Origin of the sequence: Bacillus sp. AFS017336, assembly GCF_002555445.1 — a bacterium.
Taxonomy (GTDB): Bacteria; Bacillota; Bacilli; order Bacillales; family Bacillaceae_G; genus Gottfriedia.
Genome location: NZ_NUCO01000020.1, coordinates 144,545 through 166,719, shown reverse-complemented (window position 1 = coordinate 166,719; position 22,175 = coordinate 144,545). Strand labels below are relative to the sequence as shown.

At 33.7% G+C, this 22,175-nt stretch carries 19 protein-coding genes and 1 pseudogene; 16 read left to right on the top strand and 4 right to left on the bottom strand.

The genetic code is table 11. From position 1 onward, the window contains the following. Positions 1 to 15: 15 nt before the first annotated feature. The 3 genes and pseudogenes from recN to spo0A all read left to right on the top strand — a co-directional run bounded on the left by recN (position 16) and on the right by spo0A (position 4,355). The gene (gene recN, locus CN601_RS10915; protein WP_098171054.1) at positions 16 to 1,746 is read left to right on the top strand and encodes a DNA repair protein RecN; all 1,731 of its coding nucleotides are present in this window, start codon (positions 16 to 18) and stop codon (positions 1,744 to 1,746) included. Between the two features lie 293 nt (positions 1,747 to 2,039). After that, positions 2,040 to 3,164: pseudogene (gene spoIVB / locus CN601_RS10910) on the top strand (SpoIVB peptidase); the annotation flags it as partial. A gap of 402 nt (positions 3,165 to 3,566) precedes the next feature. Continuing rightward, positions 3,567 to 4,355 carry a sporulation transcription factor Spo0A gene (gene spo0A, locus CN601_RS10905; protein WP_098120090.1) on the top strand — a complete coding sequence of 263 codons (789 nt, stop codon included), beginning with the start codon at positions 3,567 to 3,569 and terminating at the stop codon, positions 4,353 to 4,355. Between the two features lie 172 nt (positions 4,356 to 4,527). On the opposite strand, the gene CN601_RS10900 is transcribed toward spo0A, so the two are convergent. The 3 genes from CN601_RS10900 to CN601_RS10890 all read right to left on the bottom strand — a co-directional run bounded on the left by CN601_RS10900 (position 4,528) and on the right by CN601_RS10890 (position 7,090). Then, entirely contained in the window at positions 4,528 to 4,917 is a 390-nt protein-coding gene (locus tag CN601_RS10900) for a hypothetical protein (protein WP_142317331.1), read from the bottom strand. Positions 4,918 to 5,864: 947 nt separating this feature from the next. Further along, positions 5,865 to 6,665 (bottom strand): undecaprenyl-diphosphate phosphatase, encoded by an 801-nt coding sequence (bacA, locus tag CN601_RS10895; RefSeq protein WP_098171052.1) that lies wholly within the window; start codon positions 6,663 to 6,665, stop codon positions 5,865 to 5,867. Between the two features lie 257 nt (positions 6,666 to 6,922). After that, positions 6,923 to 7,090, bottom strand: coding sequence for a YycC family protein (locus CN601_RS10890; RefSeq protein ID WP_098121357.1), 168 nt, complete (start codon positions 7,088 to 7,090; stop codon positions 6,923 to 6,925). An 86-nt stretch (positions 7,091 to 7,176) separates the two neighbouring features. Between CN601_RS10890 and CN601_RS10885 the strand changes: the two genes are divergently transcribed. Then, complete coding sequence (locus tag CN601_RS10885) at positions 7,177 to 7,911, top strand: glycerophosphodiester phosphodiesterase (protein WP_257131673.1); 735 nt, start codon at positions 7,177 to 7,179, stop codon at positions 7,909 to 7,911. A gap of 88 nt (positions 7,912 to 7,999) precedes the next feature. Here CN601_RS10885 and CN601_RS10880 read toward each other — a convergent pair whose 3' ends face one another. Further along, on the bottom strand, positions 8,000 to 8,248 hold the full coding sequence (locus CN601_RS10880) for a DUF2627 family protein (protein ID WP_098121356.1): 249 nt from the start codon (positions 8,246 to 8,248) through the stop codon (positions 8,000 to 8,002). A 188-nt stretch (positions 8,249 to 8,436) separates the two neighbouring features. Between CN601_RS10880 and CN601_RS10875 the strand changes: the two genes are divergently transcribed. The 12 genes from CN601_RS10875 to CN601_RS10820 all read left to right on the top strand — a co-directional run bounded on the left by CN601_RS10875 (position 8,437) and on the right by CN601_RS10820 (position 22,161). Next, complete coding sequence (locus tag CN601_RS10875; protein ID WP_098171051.1) at positions 8,437 to 10,515, top strand: sigma-54 interaction domain-containing protein; 2,079 nt, start codon at positions 8,437 to 8,439, stop codon at positions 10,513 to 10,515. A gap of 209 nt (positions 10,516 to 10,724) precedes the next feature. After that, complete coding sequence (yqiS, locus tag CN601_RS10870; RefSeq protein WP_098121354.1) at positions 10,725 to 11,630, top strand: phosphate butyryltransferase; 906 nt, start codon at positions 10,725 to 10,727, stop codon at positions 11,628 to 11,630. A gap of 30 nt (positions 11,631 to 11,660) precedes the next feature. Further along, the gene (bcd, locus tag CN601_RS10865; protein WP_098171050.1) at positions 11,661 to 12,755 is read left to right on the top strand and encodes a branched-chain amino acid dehydrogenase; all 1,095 of its coding nucleotides are present in this window, start codon (positions 11,661 to 11,663) and stop codon (positions 12,753 to 12,755) included. A 116-nt stretch (positions 12,756 to 12,871) separates the two neighbouring features. Continuing rightward, a complete protein-coding gene (gene buk, locus CN601_RS10860) occupies positions 12,872 to 13,966 on the top strand; it encodes a butyrate kinase (protein WP_098171049.1) in 1,095 nt (364 codons plus the stop codon). A gap of 19 nt (positions 13,967 to 13,985) precedes the next feature. Continuing rightward, a complete protein-coding gene (gene lpdA / locus CN601_RS10855) occupies positions 13,986 to 15,407 on the top strand; it encodes a dihydrolipoyl dehydrogenase (protein ID WP_098121351.1) in 1,422 nt (473 codons plus the stop codon). Positions 15,408 to 15,502: 95 nt separating this feature from the next. Next, a complete protein-coding gene (locus CN601_RS10850) occupies positions 15,503 to 16,507 on the top strand; it encodes a thiamine pyrophosphate-dependent dehydrogenase E1 component subunit alpha (protein ID WP_098121350.1) in 1,005 nt (334 codons plus the stop codon). Positions 16,508 to 16,523: 16 nt separating this feature from the next. Beyond that, complete coding sequence (locus tag CN601_RS10845; RefSeq protein WP_098121349.1) at positions 16,524 to 17,507, top strand: alpha-ketoacid dehydrogenase subunit beta; 984 nt, start codon at positions 16,524 to 16,526, stop codon at positions 17,505 to 17,507. Between the two features lie 27 nt (positions 17,508 to 17,534). Then, positions 17,535 to 18,863: a dihydrolipoamide acetyltransferase family protein gene (locus CN601_RS10840; protein WP_098171048.1), complete on the top strand. Its 1,329-nt coding sequence runs from the start codon at positions 17,535 to 17,537 to the stop codon at positions 18,861 to 18,863. A 256-nt stretch (positions 18,864 to 19,119) separates the two neighbouring features. Next, complete coding sequence (locus tag CN601_RS10835) at positions 19,120 to 19,392, top strand: hypothetical protein (protein ID WP_098171047.1); 273 nt, start codon at positions 19,120 to 19,122, stop codon at positions 19,390 to 19,392. Positions 19,393 to 19,765: 373 nt separating this feature from the next. After that, positions 19,766 to 20,239, top strand: a complete 474-nt coding sequence (locus tag CN601_RS10830) for a GNAT family N-acetyltransferase (protein WP_098171046.1) — start codon at positions 19,766 to 19,768, stop codon at positions 20,237 to 20,239. Between the two features lie 331 nt (positions 20,240 to 20,570). Continuing rightward, positions 20,571 to 21,818, top strand: a complete 1,248-nt coding sequence (locus CN601_RS10825) for an MDR family MFS transporter (protein WP_098121345.1) — start codon at positions 20,571 to 20,573, stop codon at positions 21,816 to 21,818. Between the two features lie 94 nt (positions 21,819 to 21,912). Further along, complete coding sequence (locus tag CN601_RS10820) at positions 21,913 to 22,161, top strand: hypothetical protein (RefSeq protein ID WP_098171045.1); 249 nt, start codon at positions 21,913 to 21,915, stop codon at positions 22,159 to 22,161. The last annotated feature ends 14 nt before the right edge of the window (positions 22,162 to 22,175 follow it).

The window sequence follows — 22,175 nt, the reverse complement described above, 5'->3', positions numbered from 1 at the left end:
GAGGAGAGAAACTCATTGTTATCTGAAATTATCATTAAAAATTTTGCAATCATTGAGGAAGTAGCCATTTCATTTGAAAAGGGTTTAACTGTACTAAGTGGTGAAACAGGAGCGGGGAAGTCAATTATTATTGACGCCATCGGTCTATTACTTGGTGGTCGTGGGTCTGCAGAATTCGTAAGATATGATACTGATAAAGCAGAAATAGAAGGCTTATTTCATATCGAAAATGAGAATCATTTAATTTACGCTAGATGTAGAGAATTAGGTTTTGACATTGAAGATGAAATGATTATTTTAAAAAGAGATATTACTTCAACTGGAAAAAGTATTTGCCGCATCAATGGTAAGTTAGTGACAACTTCTATTTTAAAGGAAATTGGTGGTCTCTTGGTTGATATTCATGGACAACATGAGAGTCAAGATTTAATGGACCAAGATCATCATTTACCGATGTTACAGCAATATGATGAAAAAGCGATTCATCCTTTAATTACTGAATATCAATCAATTTTTAATAACTATATGGCCTTAAAAAAACAGTTAAAGCAATTGACAGAAAATGAGCAACAAATGGCGCATAGATTAGATTTAATCCAATTTCAGCTATCAGAAATTCAAAATGCTAATTTACAGGAAAATGAAGATGATCAGCTGATGGAAGAAAGACTTAAAATTTCTAATTTTGAACGCATTTATAAATCATTAGTTGAGGCATATCAAAGTTTATCACAGGATGGATCAGGTTTAGATTCAGTTCGATCAAGTATGTATTCTTTAGAATCTGTTACAGATATTGATAATGATATTAAGGAAATGCATGAGGGTATTAGTAGTAGTTATTATTTATTAGAAGATATATCGTATCGATTACGTGATTCCATCGAACAAATGGAATATGATCCAAATAGACTGAATGAAATTGAAACACGTTTAAGTGAAATCTCTACTCTTAAAAAGAAGTATGGACATAGCGTTGCAGACATCCTACAATACGCGGAAGGTATCGAACAAGAGTTAGATACGATCCAACATAAAGATAAGCATATAGAGAAGCTAGAGAAAGAATTAGATCAAGTAACGGATAAACTAATTGAAGCTGCAACATTGCTTTCAGATAAACGTAAAGAATTAGCTATTAAATTAACAGCTGATATACATAAAGAATTAAAAGAGCTTTATATGGATAAAACGACCTTTGAAATTATGTTTGAAGTAGAAGAAGGTCAAGAAACAGATCCTTTATTAGGTGACAAACATGTGAAGTTTAAAAAAGATGGATTTGATTTTGTCGAATTTTATATATCGACAAATCCTGGTGAGCCTTTAAAGCCGTTAGCTAAAGTTGCATCAGGCGGAGAGCTATCAAGAATGTTCCTTGCTTTAAAGAGTATATTTACTAAGCACCAAGGAATTACGTCAATCATTTTTGATGAAGTCGATACAGGTGTTAGTGGTAGAGTAGCGCAAGCAATAGCGGAAAAAATACATAAGGTATCGATTAATTCTCAAGTACTTTGTATTACCCACTTACCACAGGTTGCGTCTATGGCAGATACTCATTTATTTATAGCGAAGTTAATTGATGGCAACCGAACAAAAACTTCTGTTACGCCGTTACGAAATGATCAAAAAATTAATGAAATCGCAAGAATGATTGCTGGAGTAGAAATTACAGACGTTACGATTCAGCATGCTAAAGAATTGATTGAACAAGCAACTTCAACAAAATTTCAAGCTCAATAACATAAGAGAATTTTTAATGATAGTAGTTTTTTTGCTATTCATTAAATATTCTCTTTTTTTTGTGGGAATTATTGATAAATTAGTAATTGGAAAATGCTAAATGAAACATACTAATACAACATTATACGAGAAAGTATCTATCATAATTTTACAATCATATTTTGCTTTTACAAAGCTAACATTAACTACATAGCCGCGAATTAAAAAAAATGAAATTTGGCGCTAAGGAGAGTGATTCGCTTGTGAAAAAGGTAAATGTTCATCGAATAATAAAAATTCTTCTCCTTTTATTTATAGTTGGTATTGGCGTGTTTAATATAAATCAAAAAAATGTATTTTCATCTACCATAAATAAAGATCAACAAAGCGAAATCGTAAATGTTGCTTTAGGTATGAATGAATTACCAAGCAAAAAGGTGGATGTAAAAGTATTAAACCATTTAAGAATAATACCAGGAGGACAATCAATAGGAGTAAAACTTAATTCAGTTGGTGTCTTAGTCGTTGGGCACCATTTAGTAAATACGAGCTCAGGACAAAAGTCTCCAGGTGAAATTGCAGGTATTAAGGTTGGAGATATGATAATAAAAATGAATGGTAAACAAATCGAAAAAATGTCGGATGTACTACCATTTATTCAAAAAGCAGGAAAGTACGGAAAACCGATTAAAATCACTGTAAAACGTGAAGGGAAGTATTATACAAAAATGCTACAACCTATTCGTGATCAAGGCCGTGACAGCTATAGAATAGGCTTGTATATAAGAGATTCAGCTTCTGGTATTGGTACGATGACTTTTATCGAACCAAATTCATTAAAATATGGCGCATTAGGACATGTCATCTCAGACAGCGATACAAGAAAGGCTATAGAAGTAGAAGACGGGCATATAGTCTATTCTACAGTTACAGCTATTGAAAAAGGCTCGGATGGTTCCCCAGGAGAAAAAATTGCACATTTTGCTCTAGATCGTGGAACGATCGGCAATATCACTTCTAATAGTCCCTTTGGAATATTCGGTAAAGTTAATAGTACAATTGACAATGGAATTATGTCACAACCTTTACCGATTGCATTATCAAATGAAGTGAAAAAAGGTCCTGCTAAAATACTTACTGTTATACATGATAATAAAGTTGAAGCATTTGACATAGAAATCGTGAGCAGTATCCAACAAAAATTTCCATCTACAAAAGGGATTATTTTAAAGGTAACTGATAAACGTTTACTTAAAGAAACCGGTGGAATCGTACAAGGCATGAGCGGCTCACCAATCATTCAAAACGGAAAATTAATTGGTGCAGTTACACATGTTTTTGTAAATGATTCAACGAGTGGATATGGAGTTCATATTGAATGGATGCTTGATGAAGCAAAAGTCCCAATATATGATTATCAAAATAAAAAAGCATCTTGATGTAAAATACACCTACTAAATTTAGTAGGTGTATTTTTTTGAAATTAGATTGAATATGGAAAAAAATGGTTATATACTAGTAACAAGAACGAGTTGATTAAAAAATTATTAATATAGAAAACAGTTGAGAATAAAGAATATTTTAAGACTTTGTAAATTTTTATTAAAAATTATAAATTTACATACTATTTCATTTTTTATATAATGAATTATATGATAATTCGACTTAATACATAGTTGTTTTTATTGCTATCGTCGAATGCTAGAAGAAAATGAAGAAAACTATCTATATTAATAAAAATATTCAGAATTTATAATAAAAACAGGAAATAAATTTTTATTGTCGAAATTATCGGTAATAAGTAATGAAATTCACTATAGAGGATGTAGGGAGGAACGGGCGTGGAGAAAATTAAAGTATTATTGGTTGATGATAATAAAGAACTTGTTATCATGTTGGAGAACTACATTAACGCACAGACTGATATGGAAGTGGTTGGAGTTGCGTTTAATGGACAAGATTGCTTACCTCTAGTGAAGGACAAAAAGCCAGATGTATTAGTATTAGATATTATTATGCCTCATTTAGACGGTTTAGCAGTTTTAGATCGCTTACGTACTGGCTTAGTTGAGAAAATTCCAAACGTAATTATGTTAACTGCTTTTGGTCAAGAGGATGTAACAAAAAAAGCGGTTGATCTTGGAGCGTCATACTTTATCTTGAAACCATTTGATATGGAGCATTTAATCAGCAACATTCGTCAAGTAGTTGGAAAAGGTAGCTCAATTACTAAACGAAATGCCCCATCGCTTGTTTCAAATTACGAAAGTAAGCCACGCAACTTAGATGCAAGTATCACTAGTATCATTCATGAAATTGGTGTACCTGCTCATATTAAAGGTTATATGTACTTACGAGAAGCAATTTCAATGGTTTACAATGATATTGAACTACTAGGTTCAATTACAAAAGTATTATATCCAGATATTGCTAAGAAATTTAATACAACTGCTAGCCGAGTTGAGCGTGCGATTCGACATGCGATTGAAGTAGCATGGAGCCGTGGAAATATCGATAGTATTTCTACATTATTCGGTTACACAATTTCGATGTCAAAAGCAAAACCAACAAATTCAGAATTTATTGCAATGGTAGCAGACAAATTGCGCCTAGAACATAAAGCATCATAATTTAATTTTTACTACAAATTGCCCAAGAAAATTTCGATTCCGATAAACTTCTAACAGTGATTCCACAGACTTATTCTCTAAGCGAATAACTTCTTATGAGATCTTCGGTATTTTTTCGCATTAGCAATTATTAATTTAAAAAGAAAACGTTGTCTAATTTAGACAACGTTTTTTATTTTTTGGATTTAGAATTTGAGTTTAAAGTGTTGTTATTTACGATTGTTCCGTCCTCTTTTATAAAGATTGCTTTCCAATGATCTTGATTCGCTGATTCATAAAAAATCCGAACAAGAACAGGAAAATGTTTCACTTGAAGATATTTAGATAGGTTATTGATTTTTTGAAGTTCTACATTCCGTTCATCTTCATTTGCTTTATACCAGTCTGTTTTCAAATAAATTGCTAATACATAATCAGGCTCAAACTTAGAGTCTTGAATCGTCCTAACTGAGGTTACATGAGGATTTTCTTCCTCTATTGAAAGTTCTTCCTCAAAAGAAATCGTTGAAGACACATGATTACCCGTCCCATCTAAGTAAGTATTATCTAAAGGAATCGTCATACTAAAAAGCATATCTGCAAAAGCAAATCTTTTATAGTCTATATTAGGAAATAGGTTGTAAATGTATTCTCTGTTCGGGTTTGCCCCTTTGGTTTTCCAATATTCGTATGTGTATGAATCTTGGTATGGACTAGATTCAGTAAAAGAGGGTTCAATATCAAATTGCAAATTTGGATTTGATGTGGGGGAGGCTGTAGCTTGGTACCCATTCTCTATGTCATATTTAATATTAACAGTAAAATCATCATGATATTTTTCGCTTAAATAGGTTTGTATTAATTGTTTTTCATGATATTTTCCCCAAGGCGTACCGTAAACAAACCAATAACCAGAAACCTATAAAACCAAACATATACAGATCAAAACAATCGTGAGAATGACGATAAATGTTCTTCTTTTCAACTATACACGCCCTTTTTGACTTTTAATTTAAATATATCAATTAAACGTATTGTGAATGCTAAAAGAAAAACAATAGTTGGTTATTTTATTACCAATAATAATCTTTCATAAGAAAGTTAATATAAAATATGCTTTGCAAAATAATAAACATGTGCTATAATATTTATTGCGCCACTGAAACATTAAGAAAAACGATATTATTACTACGGAAACTTGGAAGAAAATTGGACGTATTCCATGACGCGTCAGCTATTTCAACCTTATTTTAAATTTAGTAGTAGTGTCTGTTAGTGAAGATTGTTGTGAAACAAGCTGCCTAATGGAACGGCCCTGGAGCCGAATTGCGAAAGAGAGGTAGGGCTTTCGCCAATAGACAACAATTTTTAATTATAATTAACTAACATATATAAATAAAGGCTATTCGTATACGTTGTACGAATAGCCTTTTTCCATTTTAAAAATAAAATTATGAACTTAATTAAAATAAAAAAAGATAGGACCATACAATATGGTTGTCCTATCTTTTTTTTGTATTTATTGTCTTATTAGATAATAAATACAATTGTAAATACAATTGCAACGATGAAACGATAAACTGCAAAACCAGTTAGCTTTACTTTTTCTAATAATTTTAAGAATGAAACGATAGCAAGTAATGCAACTACGAAAGCAGTAATAAATCCAGTTGCAAACAGTGGTAAGTCTGAAGCACTTAAAATATCGATATTTTTTACAAGATCTAATCCACTTGCTGCGATCATCATAGGAACTGCTAGAATAAATGTAAATTCTGCAGAAGTTTTGCGATCTAGACCAAATAATAATCCCCCAGCAATTGTTGAGCCTGAGCGTGAAAATCCTGGCCATAATGCTAACATTTGAAAGCAGCCAATAATGAAAGCTTGCTTATATGAAATATGATCTAAATCAGATGATTTAGGTTGTTTAGAAACTTTTTCTGCAACAATTAATAGAATACCGCCTGCTACTAGTCCGATTACAACAGTTTTTGGTGAAAATAATACATCTTTAATAAAATCGTGGAATACAAGCCCAACAATCCCAGCTGGAATTGCACCGATAATGATATGTATTAAGTTTAAGTTAGTTTGTCGGTAACCGTCGGATTTAACACCAAGGACTGACCAAAGTCGTTTCCAGAAAACAACAACTACTGCTAAAATTGAACCAAGTTGTACAATAACTTCAAAAAATGAAGCTTTTTCACCAGTGAATTTTAATAAATCAGCAACTAAAATCATATGACCAGTTGAAGAAACGGGCAAGAATTCAGTTAAACCTTCAACCATACCCATGATAAAACCAATTAACCAATCAGGTAACATTTAAAAATACCTCCATAAATACTTGTCTTTAAAATATACACAATACTTAACATTTTACTTGAAAATTAAGTAATATGAAAGGAAGTTTAAATTAAAATTACCTTATATTTGTTAATTATTTGTATGATTTTACTCAATTTAATGATAAATGTAATTTTTATGAGATAATTTATGTGAGTATAGTGCAAAAAAAGAAGGAGAAAAAATTCTACCTTCTTAGTAACTGTAAAATGAATAAAATTTACTAAACAATTTTTTTATTTCTTTTCTTGATCTTCAGATGTTTCATTGTTATTAGTTAAATCCAATTCCATCAACTTTTTCATTAATATATGCTGTGGCATATGCATAACTTGTTCTAAAGGAACATTTAATTTTTTTGATAATAATATTGCCGTTTCAGGCGAAATTTGTAATGGTCGCATAATGTACCTCCTTAGTAGTTTCGTAAAATTAGTATACAATAAGAAAAAGAAGAAAGTACATATTTTCTCCAAGGGGGAATTTTAAAGTGGTCGATATTATTGGTCATAGAGGGGCAGCAGGAACCTATCCAGAAAATACAATGGTTTCTTTTATGGCATGTGAGGATTTAGGGGCAGATGGAATTGAATTAGACGTACACTTAACAAAAGATGGTGAAATTGTTGTTATACATGACGAGACAATTAATCGTACAACAAACGGAAAAGGTTTCGTTAAAGACTATACTTTAGCTGAATTAAAGCAATTTGATGCTAGTTATCGATTTAAACGGCAATTTAAAGGATGTACCATTCCGACATTAAAAGAAGTGTTTGAATGGGCAAGAGGGAATAGTTTCAGTATTAATGTGGAACTAAAAAACGATAAGATTGAATATCACGGGCTAGAAGAACGAGTAATAAACTTAATCCGTTCATATGAATATGAAAAAAGAATCGTTTTATCTTCTTTTAATCATAAAAGTATGCTTAAATTCCACTTAATGGCACCAGATATTGAAACAGCAGTTCTATATAATAGAAGAAGTAAAGAACCATGGAAACTTGCTGAAGATTTTAAAGCAAGAGCAGTTCATCCGAATTATCGAATTATTACTGATGAACAAATCAAAAAGACGATGGTACATCAAATAGCAGTTAGGCCGTATACGATCAATGAGCCGGATGTAATGAAACGTTTAATTGAAATCAATTGTACGGGGATTATTACGGACTTTCCAGAAATAGCGTTCAAAATTCGAAGTCAGTTTCTAAGTAAATAAAAAAAGTGCTTACTTTATAGTGAGCACTTTCTTTGTATTTCTACTCGCATCATGCAGTGGAAATTAACTATTCATTTTTATAAGCGGATTATCTTTTTAAAAATTTACCTTGAACTTTGTTTCGTTTTCGATCCCTGAATAATACAAAGCTTCCAACTAAATAAAAACCGACACCTAAAGAAACAATTCCGATTAGTAATTGCAATGGAATATTAGGAATACCAAAAGAATGAATTAAAAAAACCGAGTCGCGAAGTAATTTAATGCCGATAACTGCTAAAGCTATTGGTACAACAATCACAACGAATGCTAACATACGTGTAAATGATTCTTTCATGTTAATTAATTCCTCCGATTAATAATAACAATATATTATAAAATTACATAATTCTCTTTCTTCATAATCTTATACAAGTATAGTGTTGTCAAGACTAATAAAACTTTTGAAATAGACGAAAGAATAACTTTATAGATATAATAGTCTAATGTGTTTAATAATTTGTTGAAATTAGTAGGTGAACTAAGATGAAACAAAACGTAATGATTGTAGGAATGGGAACTGGTGGAACAGCTGTATTAAAGCTTTTGTCACATTCTGATTTATTTCATGTAGTTGCAGTAGTAGATATGATAAAAGAGGCTAAAGGGTTAGAATTTGCTAAAAGCTTAAATATACCAATACTAAAGGATTGGAAAGCTAATTTAACCGAGGATATTCATGTAGTAATTAATACAACTGGAGATGAAGCGATTTATCAGGAATTAATCGAACATAAAGCTAATCAAACTTTAGTTATTCCAGGTTCAGTTGCAAAAATGATTTCTGATCTTGTTCAAGAAAAAGAATCGCTTTTTAATTTAATTAATAATAAAAAAAGGCAGCAGGAATTAATTTTAGATAATACTCATGATGGAATGATTGTCGTAGATAAATGGGGTAAAGTTCTTTTATTTAATCGATCAGCAGAAAGAATGTTGCATACTGATAAAGATGATGCAATTGGTAGGTATATATTAGATGTAGTACCGACTAGTAAATTGCCAAGAGTGCTTCAAACGAAAAAAAAGGAAATTAATCAAGAGCACATATTAATTAATGGTAGCAAAATTTTTACGACGCGTATTCCAATATTCCGTGAAGATGGAGAACTTGAAGGTGCTATTTCTGTTTTTAAAGATGATACTGAAGTGCTAGATTTAGCTGAAGAAGTGACAAATTTAAAAGAAGTGTATAGCATGCTTGAAGCAGTCATTCAAAGTTCAGATGAAGCGATTTCAGTTGTGGATGAAAAAGGTAATGGAATTATTATTAATCCTGCATACACGAGATTAACTGGATTATCAAGTGAACAAGTTTTAGGTAAACATGCAACGATTGATATTAATGAAGGAGAAAGTGTTCACGTAAAAGTATTAAAAACAAAGCAGGCTGTTCGTGGAGTGCGAATGAAAGTCGGAAAACAAAACCGAGATGTATTGGTTAATGTAGCACCTGTAATCGTTGATGGGAAATTAAAAGGAAGTGTTGGAGTAATTCATGATGTTTCCGAAATTTCTCAGTTAACAAATGAGTTACATAGAGCACGACAAATTATTAGAACGTTAGAAGCTAAATATTCATTTGAGGATATAGCTGGTGATTCTGAAGGTATTCGATTAGCAATTATGCAGGCTAAATTAGCTGCGAGTACTCCTGCTACAGTTTTGCTGCGCGGAGAATCAGGTACAGGAAAAGAATTGTTTGCTCACGCGATCCATAATGAAAGCGATCGCAAATATAATAAATTTGTTCGCGTTAATTGTGCTGCCATTTCAGAAACTTTATTAGAAAGTGAATTATTTGGATATGAAGAAGGTGCTTTTTCGGGAGCGAAACGTGGTGGGAAAAGAGGCCTGTTTGAAGAAGCTAATAATGGTAGTATTTTCTTAGATGAAATTGGAGAATTATCACCTGCCATGCAAGCCAAACTATTAAGGGTCCTACAAGAAAAAGAAATTAGACGTGTAGGTGGGACAAAGTCTATACCGATAAACGTGCGTGTGATAGCTGCGACGAATGTTCATTTGGAGGAAGCAATCATTGATGGAAAGTTTCGTGAGGATCTTTATTACCGATTGAATAAACTTCCTATCATTATTCCGGCACTAAAGGATCGAATAGAAGATATTTTACCAATTGGTGAGAGGCTCCTTTCGAAAATTAATCAAGACTACGGGCGTAATGTTGAAGGAGTCTCAGTATCAGCATTAAATAAATTAAACAGTTACAATTGGCCTGGGAATGTACGGGAATTGGAAAATGTGTTGGGAAGAGCAGTTATATTTATGAAGTTTAACGAAAAACAAATTTTACCTGAACATTTATCAGCGATTGTACAAGTTAAAAATGATGTTCAATCTGCTGAACCAAACGAAACTGTACATTTTGAAGAAATAAGCTCCCTCGATGAAATGGTCATAAATTATGAAGGTGCAATCATTGAAAAGATATTACTAAAGAATAATGGCAATAAGACTAAGTCTGCAAAAGAGCTTGGGATATCGGTCAGAAATTTGTATTATAAATTAGAGAAATACCACACTGCAAAAAATAGCACGCAATAATTTGCGTGCTATGAATATTTTTGCATACAATTACTGTCATTTTTCAAAATATTGTTGTAGAATAGATTTTGTGGGTGTTACTAGTACCTGGTACTATAACGTTGGAAATGTAAGGCTTTTCAACTATTTTTAAAATAGTTCCATCCTTTTTGGAAAGTTGGCACGCTAATTGCTTTATATAGTGCGAGGGGATGAAAGGAAGGGCTTCAATGAATTTAAAAGATATAATGATACTCGCGAAAAGTCATTCAATGCAAACAGTAGCTGTTGCAGTAGCTGAAGATTTTGAAGTTAAAGAAGCAGTTTCGTTAGCATTAGATAATGACTTAGCAAAATTTTTACTTTTCGGAAATGAGCAGACCATCTATGAAATGTATGAAGATTTATTAAAAAATGAACAATTTGCAGAAAAACTAACAATCGTTCATTCTAATACAAATAAAGAGGCTGCTAAAAATGCAGTTGTAGCTGTTCGCTCTGGCGAAGCTTCAATTGTAATGAAAGGTAATCTTTCATCTTCAGTTCTTCTGAAAGAAGTGTTGAATAAAGAATATGGCTTAAGAGATAAAGGCGTTTTATCACATGTAGCAATATTCGATGTACCAGGTAGAGAAAATGCAGTCATCGTAACGGATGCTGCAATGAACATTGCACCTACACTAGATCAAAAGGTGAAAATTGTTGAAAACAGTGTTGAAATTGCAAGGAAAGTAGGAATCGAAACCCCTAAGGTTGCTGTACTAGCAGCTGTTGAAGTAGTAAATCCTGCGATGCAAGTTACACTAGATGCAGCATCACTAACTGTCATGAATACAAGAGGACAAATTAAAAATTGTATTATTGATGGACCATTAGCGCTTGATAATGCCATTTCTGTTGAAGCAGCTGAACATAAAGGTTTAACTGGAGAAGTAGCTGGGCGAGCTGATATTTTATTAGTGCCAACAATAGAAACTGGAAATATTCTATATAAATCTTTAGTCTTTATGGCTAACGCAGAAGTGGCTGCACTAATTGCTGGAGCTAAGGCACCGATTGTTTTAACTTCGCGTTCTGATTCAGCAATGACAAAGTTATATTCATTAGCATTAGCTATATGTAATTCTAAAAAATAAACTTACACATTTTAAGGGAGCTGTTATTACATGGAAATCTTCAAATACTTAGAAACTTACGATTATGAGCAAGTAGTTTTCTGCCAAGACAAAGAATCAGGATTAAAAGCGATTATCGCTATTCATGATACAACTTTAGGTCCAGCTTTAGGCGGAACTAGAATGTGGACTTACGAATCAGAAGAAGCTGCAATTGAAGATGCTCTACGTTTAGCAAAAGGTATGACTTATAAAAATGCTGCTGCTGGCTTAAACTTAGGTGGAGGAAAAACAGTAATCATCGGTGATCCACGTAAAGATAAAAACGAAGCAATGTTCCGTGCATTTGGACGTTATATTCAAGGCTTAAATGGTCGTTATATTACTGCTGAAGACGTAGGTACTACTGTTGCTGACATGGATTTAATCCACGAGGAAACTGATTATGTAACAGGTATTTCACCTTCATTCGGTTCTTCAGGTAACCCATCTCCAGTTACTGCATTTGGTGTATACCGTGGGATGAAAGCTGCTGCAAAAGAAGCATTTGGTACTGACAGCTTAGAAGGCAAAAAAATTGCGATCCAAGGTGTTGGTAATGTTGCATACAGCCTATGCGAGTACTTACATGAAGAAGGCGCACAATTAATCGTAACTGATATTAATAAAGAAGCTGTACAACGTGCGGTAGAAGCATTTGGAGCTACAGCAGTAGATCCTGATGATATTTACGGTGTTGAATGTGATATTTACGCTCCATGTGCATTAGGTGCGACTATTAACGACAAAACAATTCCGTTATTAAAAGCGAAAGTTATTGCAGGTTCTGCAAATAACCAATTAAAAGAAACTCGTCATGGTGATTTAATCCATGAATTAGGAATCGTTTATGCTCCTGACTACGTAATCAATTCAGGTGGAGTAATTAACGTTGCTGATGAGTTATACGGATATAACTACGACCGTGCAATGAAAAAAGTTGAAGGCTTATATGATAACATTGCAAAAGTTATCGAAATTTCAAAACGTGATGGTATTCCAACATATTTAGCTGCTGATCGTTTAGCTGAAGAACGTATTGCTACAATGGCAAAATCTCGTAGCCAATTCTTATCTAATGGTCACAACATCTTAAGCAGAAGATAATTAACTGATTTAAAAAATTCCTTTATTTTTTAGATGGAAAGAAAGAGTAGAGTAATAAAAGCTCTTTCTTTCTAGTTATAAAGGTAAGGTAAACTTAGAAGGGAGAGTGTTGACAAATGCATCGTATTTTAGTAATTAATCCTGGCAGCACATCCACAAAGGTTGGTGTATTTGATGATGAAAAACCAATTTTTGAACAAACAATACGCCATGACGATGAAGAAGTAAATAAATATAAAACAATAATTGATCAATATGAATTTAGAAAAAATGTTATTTTAGAGGTTTTACACAAAGAAGGAATTAACATTTCTAAATTAAGTGCTGTATGTGGCCGAGGTGGACTACTTAGACCAATCGAAGGTGGAACTTATGCAGTAAATGAAATCATGTTAGAAGATTTGAAAATTGGCTTTAGTGGTCAGCATGCATCAAATCTTGGTGGGATCATTGCCAATGAGATTGCACAAGGCTTAAACATTCCAGCATTTATCGTTGATCCAGTAGTTGTTGATGAGTTAGAACCAGTAGCAAGAATCAGCGGACAATCACTTATGGAAAGAAGAAGTGTTTTCCATGCATTAAACCAAAAGGCTGTTGCACGAAAAGTGTCAAAACAGTTAGAACAGTCATATAACGATTTAAACCTTATTATTGCCCATATGGGTGGCGGGGTGAGCGTTGGTGCTCATAAAAAAGGACGCGTAATTGACGTTAATAACGGTTTAGATGGTGAAGGTCCATTCAGCCCAGAACGTGCTGGAACTGTCCCAATCGGTGATTTAATAAAACTTTGTTTCTCTGGTGACTACTATATTAACGAAGTTCAAAAAATGATGGTTGGTCAAGGTGGATTAGTGAGCTATCTTGGTACTGCAGATGCAATTAAGGTAGAAAACATGATTGAAGATGGCGATCAAAAAGCCGCTTTAGTATATGAAGCAATGGCTTATCAAGTTGCTAAAGAAATTGGTAGCGCCGCAGCAGTACTTGAAGGCGATATTGATGCAATTATCTTAACAGGTGGAATTGCTTATAGTGATTTTATTGTTAATGAAATTACAAAAAGAGTTAAATGGATGTCACGTGTAATTGTTTTACCAGGTGAAAATGAACTTCAAGCTCTTTGTGAAGGTGCACTTCGAGTACTTCGAGAAGAAGAAGAAGCAAAAATCTATCCTGGAGAAAATGCAGTTAAATCTTTAGTATAAATGTGAGGAGAATTTCATCATGGCAACAGAATATGATTTAGTCGTACTCGGTGGCGGTACAGGTGGCTACGTAGCTGCTATTCGTGCTTCTCAATTAGGCTTAAAAGTAGCAGTAGTAGAAAAAAATAAACTAGGTGGAACTTGCTTACATGCAGGTTGTATTCCAAGTAAAGCATTACTTCGTAGTGCTGAAGTTTTTTCAACTGCTAAGAAAAGTGAAGAGTTTGGTGTTGAAACATCAGGAGTAACTTTAAATTTTAGTAAAGTACAACAAAGAAAAGAAAATATCGTTGCCGGTCTTCATAAAGGTGTAGAACACTTAATGAAACAAGGTAAAATCGATGTATACAGTGGTTTAGGACGTATTTTAGGACCTTCAATTTTCTCTCCAATGCCTGGAACAATTTCTGTGGAAATGAACGATGGTAGCGAGAATGAAATGTTAATCCCTAAAAACGTATTAGTCGCAACTGGTTCAAGACCAAAGTCTTTACCTGGTTTAACAATTGATGGTGAGCATGTAATGTCATCTGATGAGGCGTTAAAAATGGAGTCTCTACCCGAGTCAATTATTATTGTTGGTGGCGGTGTAATCGGTATTGAGTGGGCTTCAATGTTAGCAGATTTTGGTGTTGAGGTAACAGTAATCGAGTATAGTAAAACTATTTTACCTTTAGAAGACGAAGAAATTTCTAAAGAAATGACAAGATTATTAAAGAAAAAAGGAATCAAATTAGTTACTGATGCAAAAGTTTTAGCTGAAACTTTAGTGATCGATAATGGCGTAAGAATTAATGCGCTTCATAAAGATACTGAAAAATCATTCACTGCTGAAAAAATGTTAGTATCAGTTGGTCGTCAAGCAAATGTTGAAGGAATCGGCTTAGAAAATACTGACATCGTAGTTGAAAATGGTTTTATCCAAACAAATGATTTCTACCAAACAAAAGAATCTCATATTTATGCGATTGGTGATGTAATTGGTGGTTTACAATTAGCTCATGTTGCTTCAAGAGAAGGTACGATTGCTGTTGAGCATATTGTAGGCAAAACGCCACTTCCATTAGATCCAACTATGGTTAGTAAATGTGTATATAGTAATCCAGAGGTTGCATCAGTTGGTTTAACTGAGCGTGAAGCAAAAGATAAAGGTTATAAAGTTAAAAAAGGTAAATTCTCTTTCCGTGCAATTGGTAAAGCATTAGTATATGGTGAACATGACGGATTCGTAAAAATAATTGTTGATGAAGAGACAAATGACCTTTTAGGTGTTCACATGATTGGACCACATGTTACTGATATGATTTCTGAAGCTGGATTAGCTCGAGTTTTAGACGCAACTGCATGGGAAATCTCTCATACAATTCATCCACATCCTTCGTTATCTGAAGCGATTGGTGAAGCAGCACTTGCTGTTGAAGGATTAGCAATTCATTCTTAATAAACTATTGAAAAGTAGGGAACTATTCTCTACTTTTCATCTCAAAATATGATTTAAACGCTTCCACATTTTTAAGTGGTAAAAGGGGGATATTTATGGAAAAGGTTACAACTACAAACCGTCATGAACAACTTGGTTTATCAAATGATGACGTTTTAAGTATGTATGAAACAATGCTTTTAGCACGTCGAATTGATGAGCGTATGTGGTTATTAAATCGTGCTGGTAAAATTCCGTTCGTTATTTCTTGTCAAGGTCAAGAAGCAGCGCAAGTTGGTGCAGCTTATGCATTAGATAATACTAAAGACTATGTATTACCATATTACCGTGATATGGGTATTGTTTTACAATTCGGAATGACAGCAAAAGAATTAATGCTTTCTGGTTTTGCTAAAGCTGAAGATCCAAACTCTGGTGGCCGTCAAATGCCAGGTCACTTCGGACAAAAGAAAAACCGTATCGTTACAGGTTCTTCACCAGTTACAACGCAAGTACCTCATGCAGTAGGTGTAGCATTAGCTGGTAAAATGGAAGGTAAAGATATTGTATCATGGGTTTCTTTTGGTGAAGGTTCTTCAAACCAAGGTGATTTCCATGAAGGTGCTAACTTTGCTGGTGTACATAAGTTACCAGTAATTTTCATGTGTGAAAATAACAAATATGCAATCTCAGTACCGATTGAGAAACAATTAGCATGTGAAAATGTATCTGATCGTGCAATCGGATATGGTATGCCTGGTTTTACTGTTGATGGAAATGATCCATTAGAAGTTTACCGTGTAACAAAAGATGCAGCTGACCGTGCTCGTCGTGGTGAAGGTCCAACATTGATTGAAGCTGTATCATACCGATTAACTGCTCACTCAAGTGATGATGATGATCGTGTTTACCGTTCTCGTGAAGAAGTAGAAGAAGCAAAAAGTAAAGATTGCTTATTTACATTTGCTAAATACCTTCATGAAGTTGGTGCTTTAACTGAAGAAATAGAAAAAGAAATGGATACAAAAATCCGTGCAATCGTTGATGAAGCAACTGATTACGCAGAAAACGCTCCATATGCAGCGCCTGAGCATGCAATGAAGTTTGTTTACGAAGAATAAGAGGGGGTAGGACAATATGGCAGTAATGTCTTATATAGATGCAGTAACTTTAGCGTTAAAAGAAGAAATGGAACGCGATCCAAAAGTATTCGTATTAGGGGAAGACGTTGGATTAAAAGGTGGAGTATTTAAAGCGACTAATGGTCTTTATGATCAATTCGGTGAAGACCGTGTTTTAGATACGCCACTTGCAGAATCTGCAATTGCAGGTGTAGGTATTGGTGCTGCAATGTACGGACTTAGACCAGTAGCTGAAATGCAATTCGCTGATTTTATTATGCCTGCAGTAAACCAAATTATTTCTGAGGCATCAAGAATTCGTTACCGTTCAAACAATGACTGGACTTGTCCTATTACAATCCGTGCTCCTTATGGTGGTGGCGTACACGGTGCACTTTACCACTCTCAATCAGTTGAGAAGGTATTTGCAGGTCAACCTGGTTTAAAAATTGTAATGCCATCTACTCCTTATGATGTTAAAGGATTATTAAAAGCGGCAATTCGTGATAACGACCCAGTAATATTCTTTGAACACAAACGTGCTTATCGTTTAATTAAAGGTGAAGTACCTGAAACTGATTATGTACTTCCAATTGGTAAAGCTGATGTAAAACGTGAAGGTGAAGATATTACAATCATCACTTACGGATTATGTGTACATTTTGCTCTTCAAGCAGCTGAAAAATTAGCTCAAGATGGCATTTCAACACATGTTTTAGATTTACGTACAATTTATCCATTAGATAAAGAATCTATTATCGAAGCTGCTGCTAAAACAGGAAAAGTTTTATTAGTAACTGAAGATAATAAAGAAGGAAGCATTATGAGCGAAGTAGCAGCGATTATTGCTGAAAATTGCTTATTTGATTTAGATGCTCCAATCGCTCGTCTTGCTGGCCCTGATGTTCCAGCAATGCCTTATTCACCTACAATGGAAAAATTCTTTATGGTTAATCCAGATAAAGTGGAAAAAGCGGCTAGAGAACTTGCAGCATTTTAATGGCACTGTTTGAAAAAGGGGGACATAATGATGATCGAAAATATTAAAATGCCTCAATTAGGTGAAAGCGTAACAGAAGGTACAATTAGTAGTTGGTTAGTAAAAGTAGGGGACCATGTAAATAAATACGATCCTCTTGCTGAAGTTATGACAGATAAAGTTAACGCAGAAGTACCATCTTCATTTACTGGCGTAATCAAAGAATTAATCGCAAATGATGGCGACACTTTAGCAGTTGGAGAAGTCATTTGTACAATTGAAGTAGAAGGCGCTTCAGGTGAAGTAGCTGCTACTACAATTGAAGAAAAACCAGCTGAAAAAGTTGCACCTGCAGCACCAGTAGCACCAGTTCAAACACCAGTAGCTGCTGCACCTGCGCAAACTATTTCTAAAACAGATGAATCTGGTAAAGTACGTTTTTCACCAGCTGTACTTCGTATAGCACAAGAAAATAACCTTGACCTTTCACTAATTCCTGGTACAGGAAACAATGGTCGAGTTACTCGAAAAGACGTTTTAAATGCAATTGCTAATGGTGTTCCTCAAGCGGCACCAGCTCCAGTTGTAGCTCAAACTCCAGTTCAACCAGTTGCAGCACAAACTGCTCCTGCTGTTGAAGTAGCTAAAGCACCAGCTCCTGCTATTCCTACAGCAGTTGGCGATATTGAGATTCCTGTTACAGGCGTACGTAAAGCAATTGCTGCAAATATGTTACGTAGTAAGCACGAAGCTCCACATGCTTGGATGATGATCGAAGTTGATGTAACAAACTTAGTAAATTACAGAAACAGCCTTAAAGATTCATTCAAACAAAAAGAAGGCTTCTCTTTAACATTCTTCGCATTCTTTGTTAAAGCAGTAGCTCAAGCACTTAAAGAATACCCAATGATTAATTCAATGTGGGCTGGCGACAAAATCATCCAAAAGAAAGATATTAACTTATCAATCGCTGTTGCAACTGATGATGCATTATTCGTACCAGTAATCAAAAATGCTGATGAGAAAACAATCAAAGGTATTGCACGCGAAATTACTGAACTTGCTACAAAAGTTCGTACTGGTAAATTAAAATCAGACGAAATGCAAGGTGGTACATTCACAGTTAATAACACTGGATCATTTGGAAGTGTACAAAGCGCAGGAATCATTAACTATCCACAAGCTGCAATTTTACAAATTGAAAGCATCGTAAAACGTCCAGCCGTTGTAAACGGAATGATTGGCGTTCGCGATATGGTTAACCTATGCTTATCACTTGATCACCGTGTCCTTGACGGATTCATTTGTGGTAAATTCTTAGGAAGAGTAAAAGAAATCTTAGAAAACACAACAAAAGAAAATACAAGTGTGTATTAATAGATTAATTAAAGAGATTGTCCTTTAAGGGCAGTCTCTTTTTTTATTGATTAGTGTTGAGGTGCGGTGTAGTACCGTGAAACTGCAATTAAGTGTGTGATAGGTGCAAAAAGGCGTGTGATAAGTGCAAATAAGAGAAGAGTAACTGGAATAGAGGGTGAAGTGCAAATAAGAATGTGATAGGTGCAAATAAGCGTGTGATAAGTGCAAATAAGAGTAGAGTAACTGGAATAGAGGGTGAAGTGCAAATAAGAATATGATAGGTGCAAATAAGAATGTGATAAGTGCAAATAAGAGAAGAGAAACTGCAAATAAAAGTAGAACTGCAAATAAAATGGGGAAAACTGCAAATAAATTTGGCAAAACTGCAATTAAAAATAGAGAATCTGCAATTAAATTTAACAAAACTGCAAATAAATTAACTAAAATAGCTAATAAGATAGTAAATACCCATACGAGTAAGGTAAAAAGGCTTGATTATTCTTCAAAACTAGACGGTTCTATTGAAAAAATATCAAATTTGTTTTAAAAATTACTAAAAAAAGAAGAAATCTATTAATATTCTTTAAAAATAAACTGATGAGAACAATCTTAAATAAAAAGCACAATCATTTATCCCTACATCTACACTATTTATTAACATAGCCATAATAAAATCCCCCAATAGTAGACTGCCTATCCATTTTATCAGATAGGCTTTTTCGTGTGTCTCCTACAAGCGGATAATACCAAATTAAACATTATTTTTTCTAATTTTTAATTATAACTGAATTTTAATTTAAAATAAGATGGCAGTCAGTCAGTCAGTTACCCTACAGTATAGGATGGAATATGTTTCGAGTTCTATGATAAAATTAAATAATCATACTAATCTGAAATTAATAAAAATAGGGGTGGATTTTATGCTAGTCGAGAAAGAGGGCTATTTTATATCAACTAATAAAGAATTATTAAACAGAGAGGTTATTTATGATTTTTTAGACAAGGATTCATATTGGGCAAACGAAATTCCATTTGAATATATAGAGCGGTTTATTAAAGGTTCATTCTGCTTTGGTGTCTATAAGGGAAATCCAGAAGAAAATGAACCAAACCAAGTAGGCTTTGCAAGAGTCGTAACTGATGGGGTAACATTCGCTTACCTCGCGGATGTATTTATTCTACCTGATCATCGTAAAAAAGGTTTATCTAAATGGCTAATGGAACAAATCCTGATTGATGAAAATGTATCAACAGTTCGAACGTTTATGTTAGGAACGAGAGATGCACATGACTTATATCGTAAATATGGTTTTGAAGTCATTGATAATAGTAAAAATAGATTTATGGCAATTTTAAAAGACAATTTGTATAAGAATATGAAAAGTAAAAAATAAGAACGCGGTTGTAGGTTAGAAAATCATATTTTTTAGTTTACTAAAATGTTATTTTCTAGCCTTAATCCTTTCCTTTTATCTTGCCGGCCTCTCACAGTTCCTAATTACTTTAAGTTTCTCTGACCTAGCCTCTAGACTTCTCTTATTCGATCTATCTCTGCATCTCTTTGGAATAGTCCTTCACTAAAATTTAGTAATCCTTTGGTTAAATGTTTCTCTTTATTCCCTAAACTTCCCTTTCGTTGTCTACGGACTAATCGCTTTACAAAGTGTAATATTTGTAAGATAATTTACAAATATGTGACATCTTAGAGAAATAGGGGGGGATAAGATGTTTAAAAATTTATCTGCCGTACATCCTGTTGCTTGGAATATCGTTATCGGAACTTTGTTCGTTAGATTTGCTAGCACAGTAAGTATGCCGTTTTTAGCTATTTATTTAACTTCAGTTAAACATATCTCACCTGCAATGGTTGGGCTTATGTTAACAGTTTCATCGTTTTTAGGGGTGTTTTTCAGCTTCATAGGAGGAACTCTTTCTGATCGTATTGGGAGGAAAACTATTTTACTATCGAGTATTTTCTTATGGTCTATTACGTTAGTTGGTTTTGGGCTAGGCGATTCGTTTATATGGTTTTTTGTACTGAATTCGATCTTAAATATTTGCTCATCATTTTTCGAACCTTCTTCAAGGGCGTTGCTTTCTGACATAACCGATGAGAAATCAAAACTGTTAGTCTTTAATTTGCGCTATGCTGCAATAAATGTTGGGGTAGCAGTAGGTCCTTTAGTTGGTTTATATCTTGGAAGTTCTAAGAGTACATTACCATTTGTATTATCTGGAATTGTGTACTTTTTTTATGGGCTAACATTATTATACATGTTGTCAAAACATAAAATCGGAGAAGTTAATTCAGCGCCAACTAATAAAGTTTCGATGAAGGCGTCGTTTTCAATTTTACGCAAGGATATTATCTTTGCTTTAACGATTGTTACAATTTGTTTTTATGGCCTTGGTTATTCACAAAGCTTTTCTACAATGTCACAATATTTTGCGAATGCACCACAGTTTCATAATGGGATTAAATTATACGCTTATTTAACAACAATCAATGCAGTTACTGTAGTAATACTTCAGTTTCCAATTGTAAGTAGAATGAAGAATTTTTCACCTACTGTATCAATGATGATCGGAAATATCATCGTTAGTCTAGCGGTTGCTGGGTTCGGTTTATTTACTAATTTTTTCTTATTAGCAATCGTTATGATTATTTTAACAGTAGGAGAAATCTTTGCTTTTACATTTACAGATGTATTTGTAGACCAACTTGCTCCAGAAGATTTAAAGGGAACTTATTTTGGCGCAATGGGATTCTCAAAACTAGGATTTGTTTTCGGTCCTGCGCTAGGGGGAAGTTTATTAGCTTACTTCGGATATGAAAAGGGCGGACATGGTTTTGTTATAATTAGTGCAATTGCTTTTCTAAGTTTTCCAATGATGTTTTTTGTAAATCGTCTTTTTCAAAAAAGGAAAGAAGTCGAGATTCAATCGGAAACGAAGTTAACAGTTAATTCTTAAAGAACGCTAAAAGCGTTCTTTTTTTATATCTTATAAAATTTCCATTCATTTCCAATTGTTAATGTGATACATTTTTATAAGAAGGGGGAGTTTTATGAATAAATATGGATGGCTTTCGATTATTATGGTTGGAATCAGCATAATTCTATCTTTTTTTATGAGAGAACACACTAAATACCCTGGCATATTCCTTATCTTTTTTTGTATCTTGTCACTGAGTGGAGTGATTTTTGCATTCCTCTCGAAAAAACTAACAAATATCATTCTTGGTACGTTTTTAAATATCGTAGCATTTATTTGCTTTTTCTTATTAGTATTGGCATTTGGTATTGGTGAAAAGTAGATAAGGTTTGATAA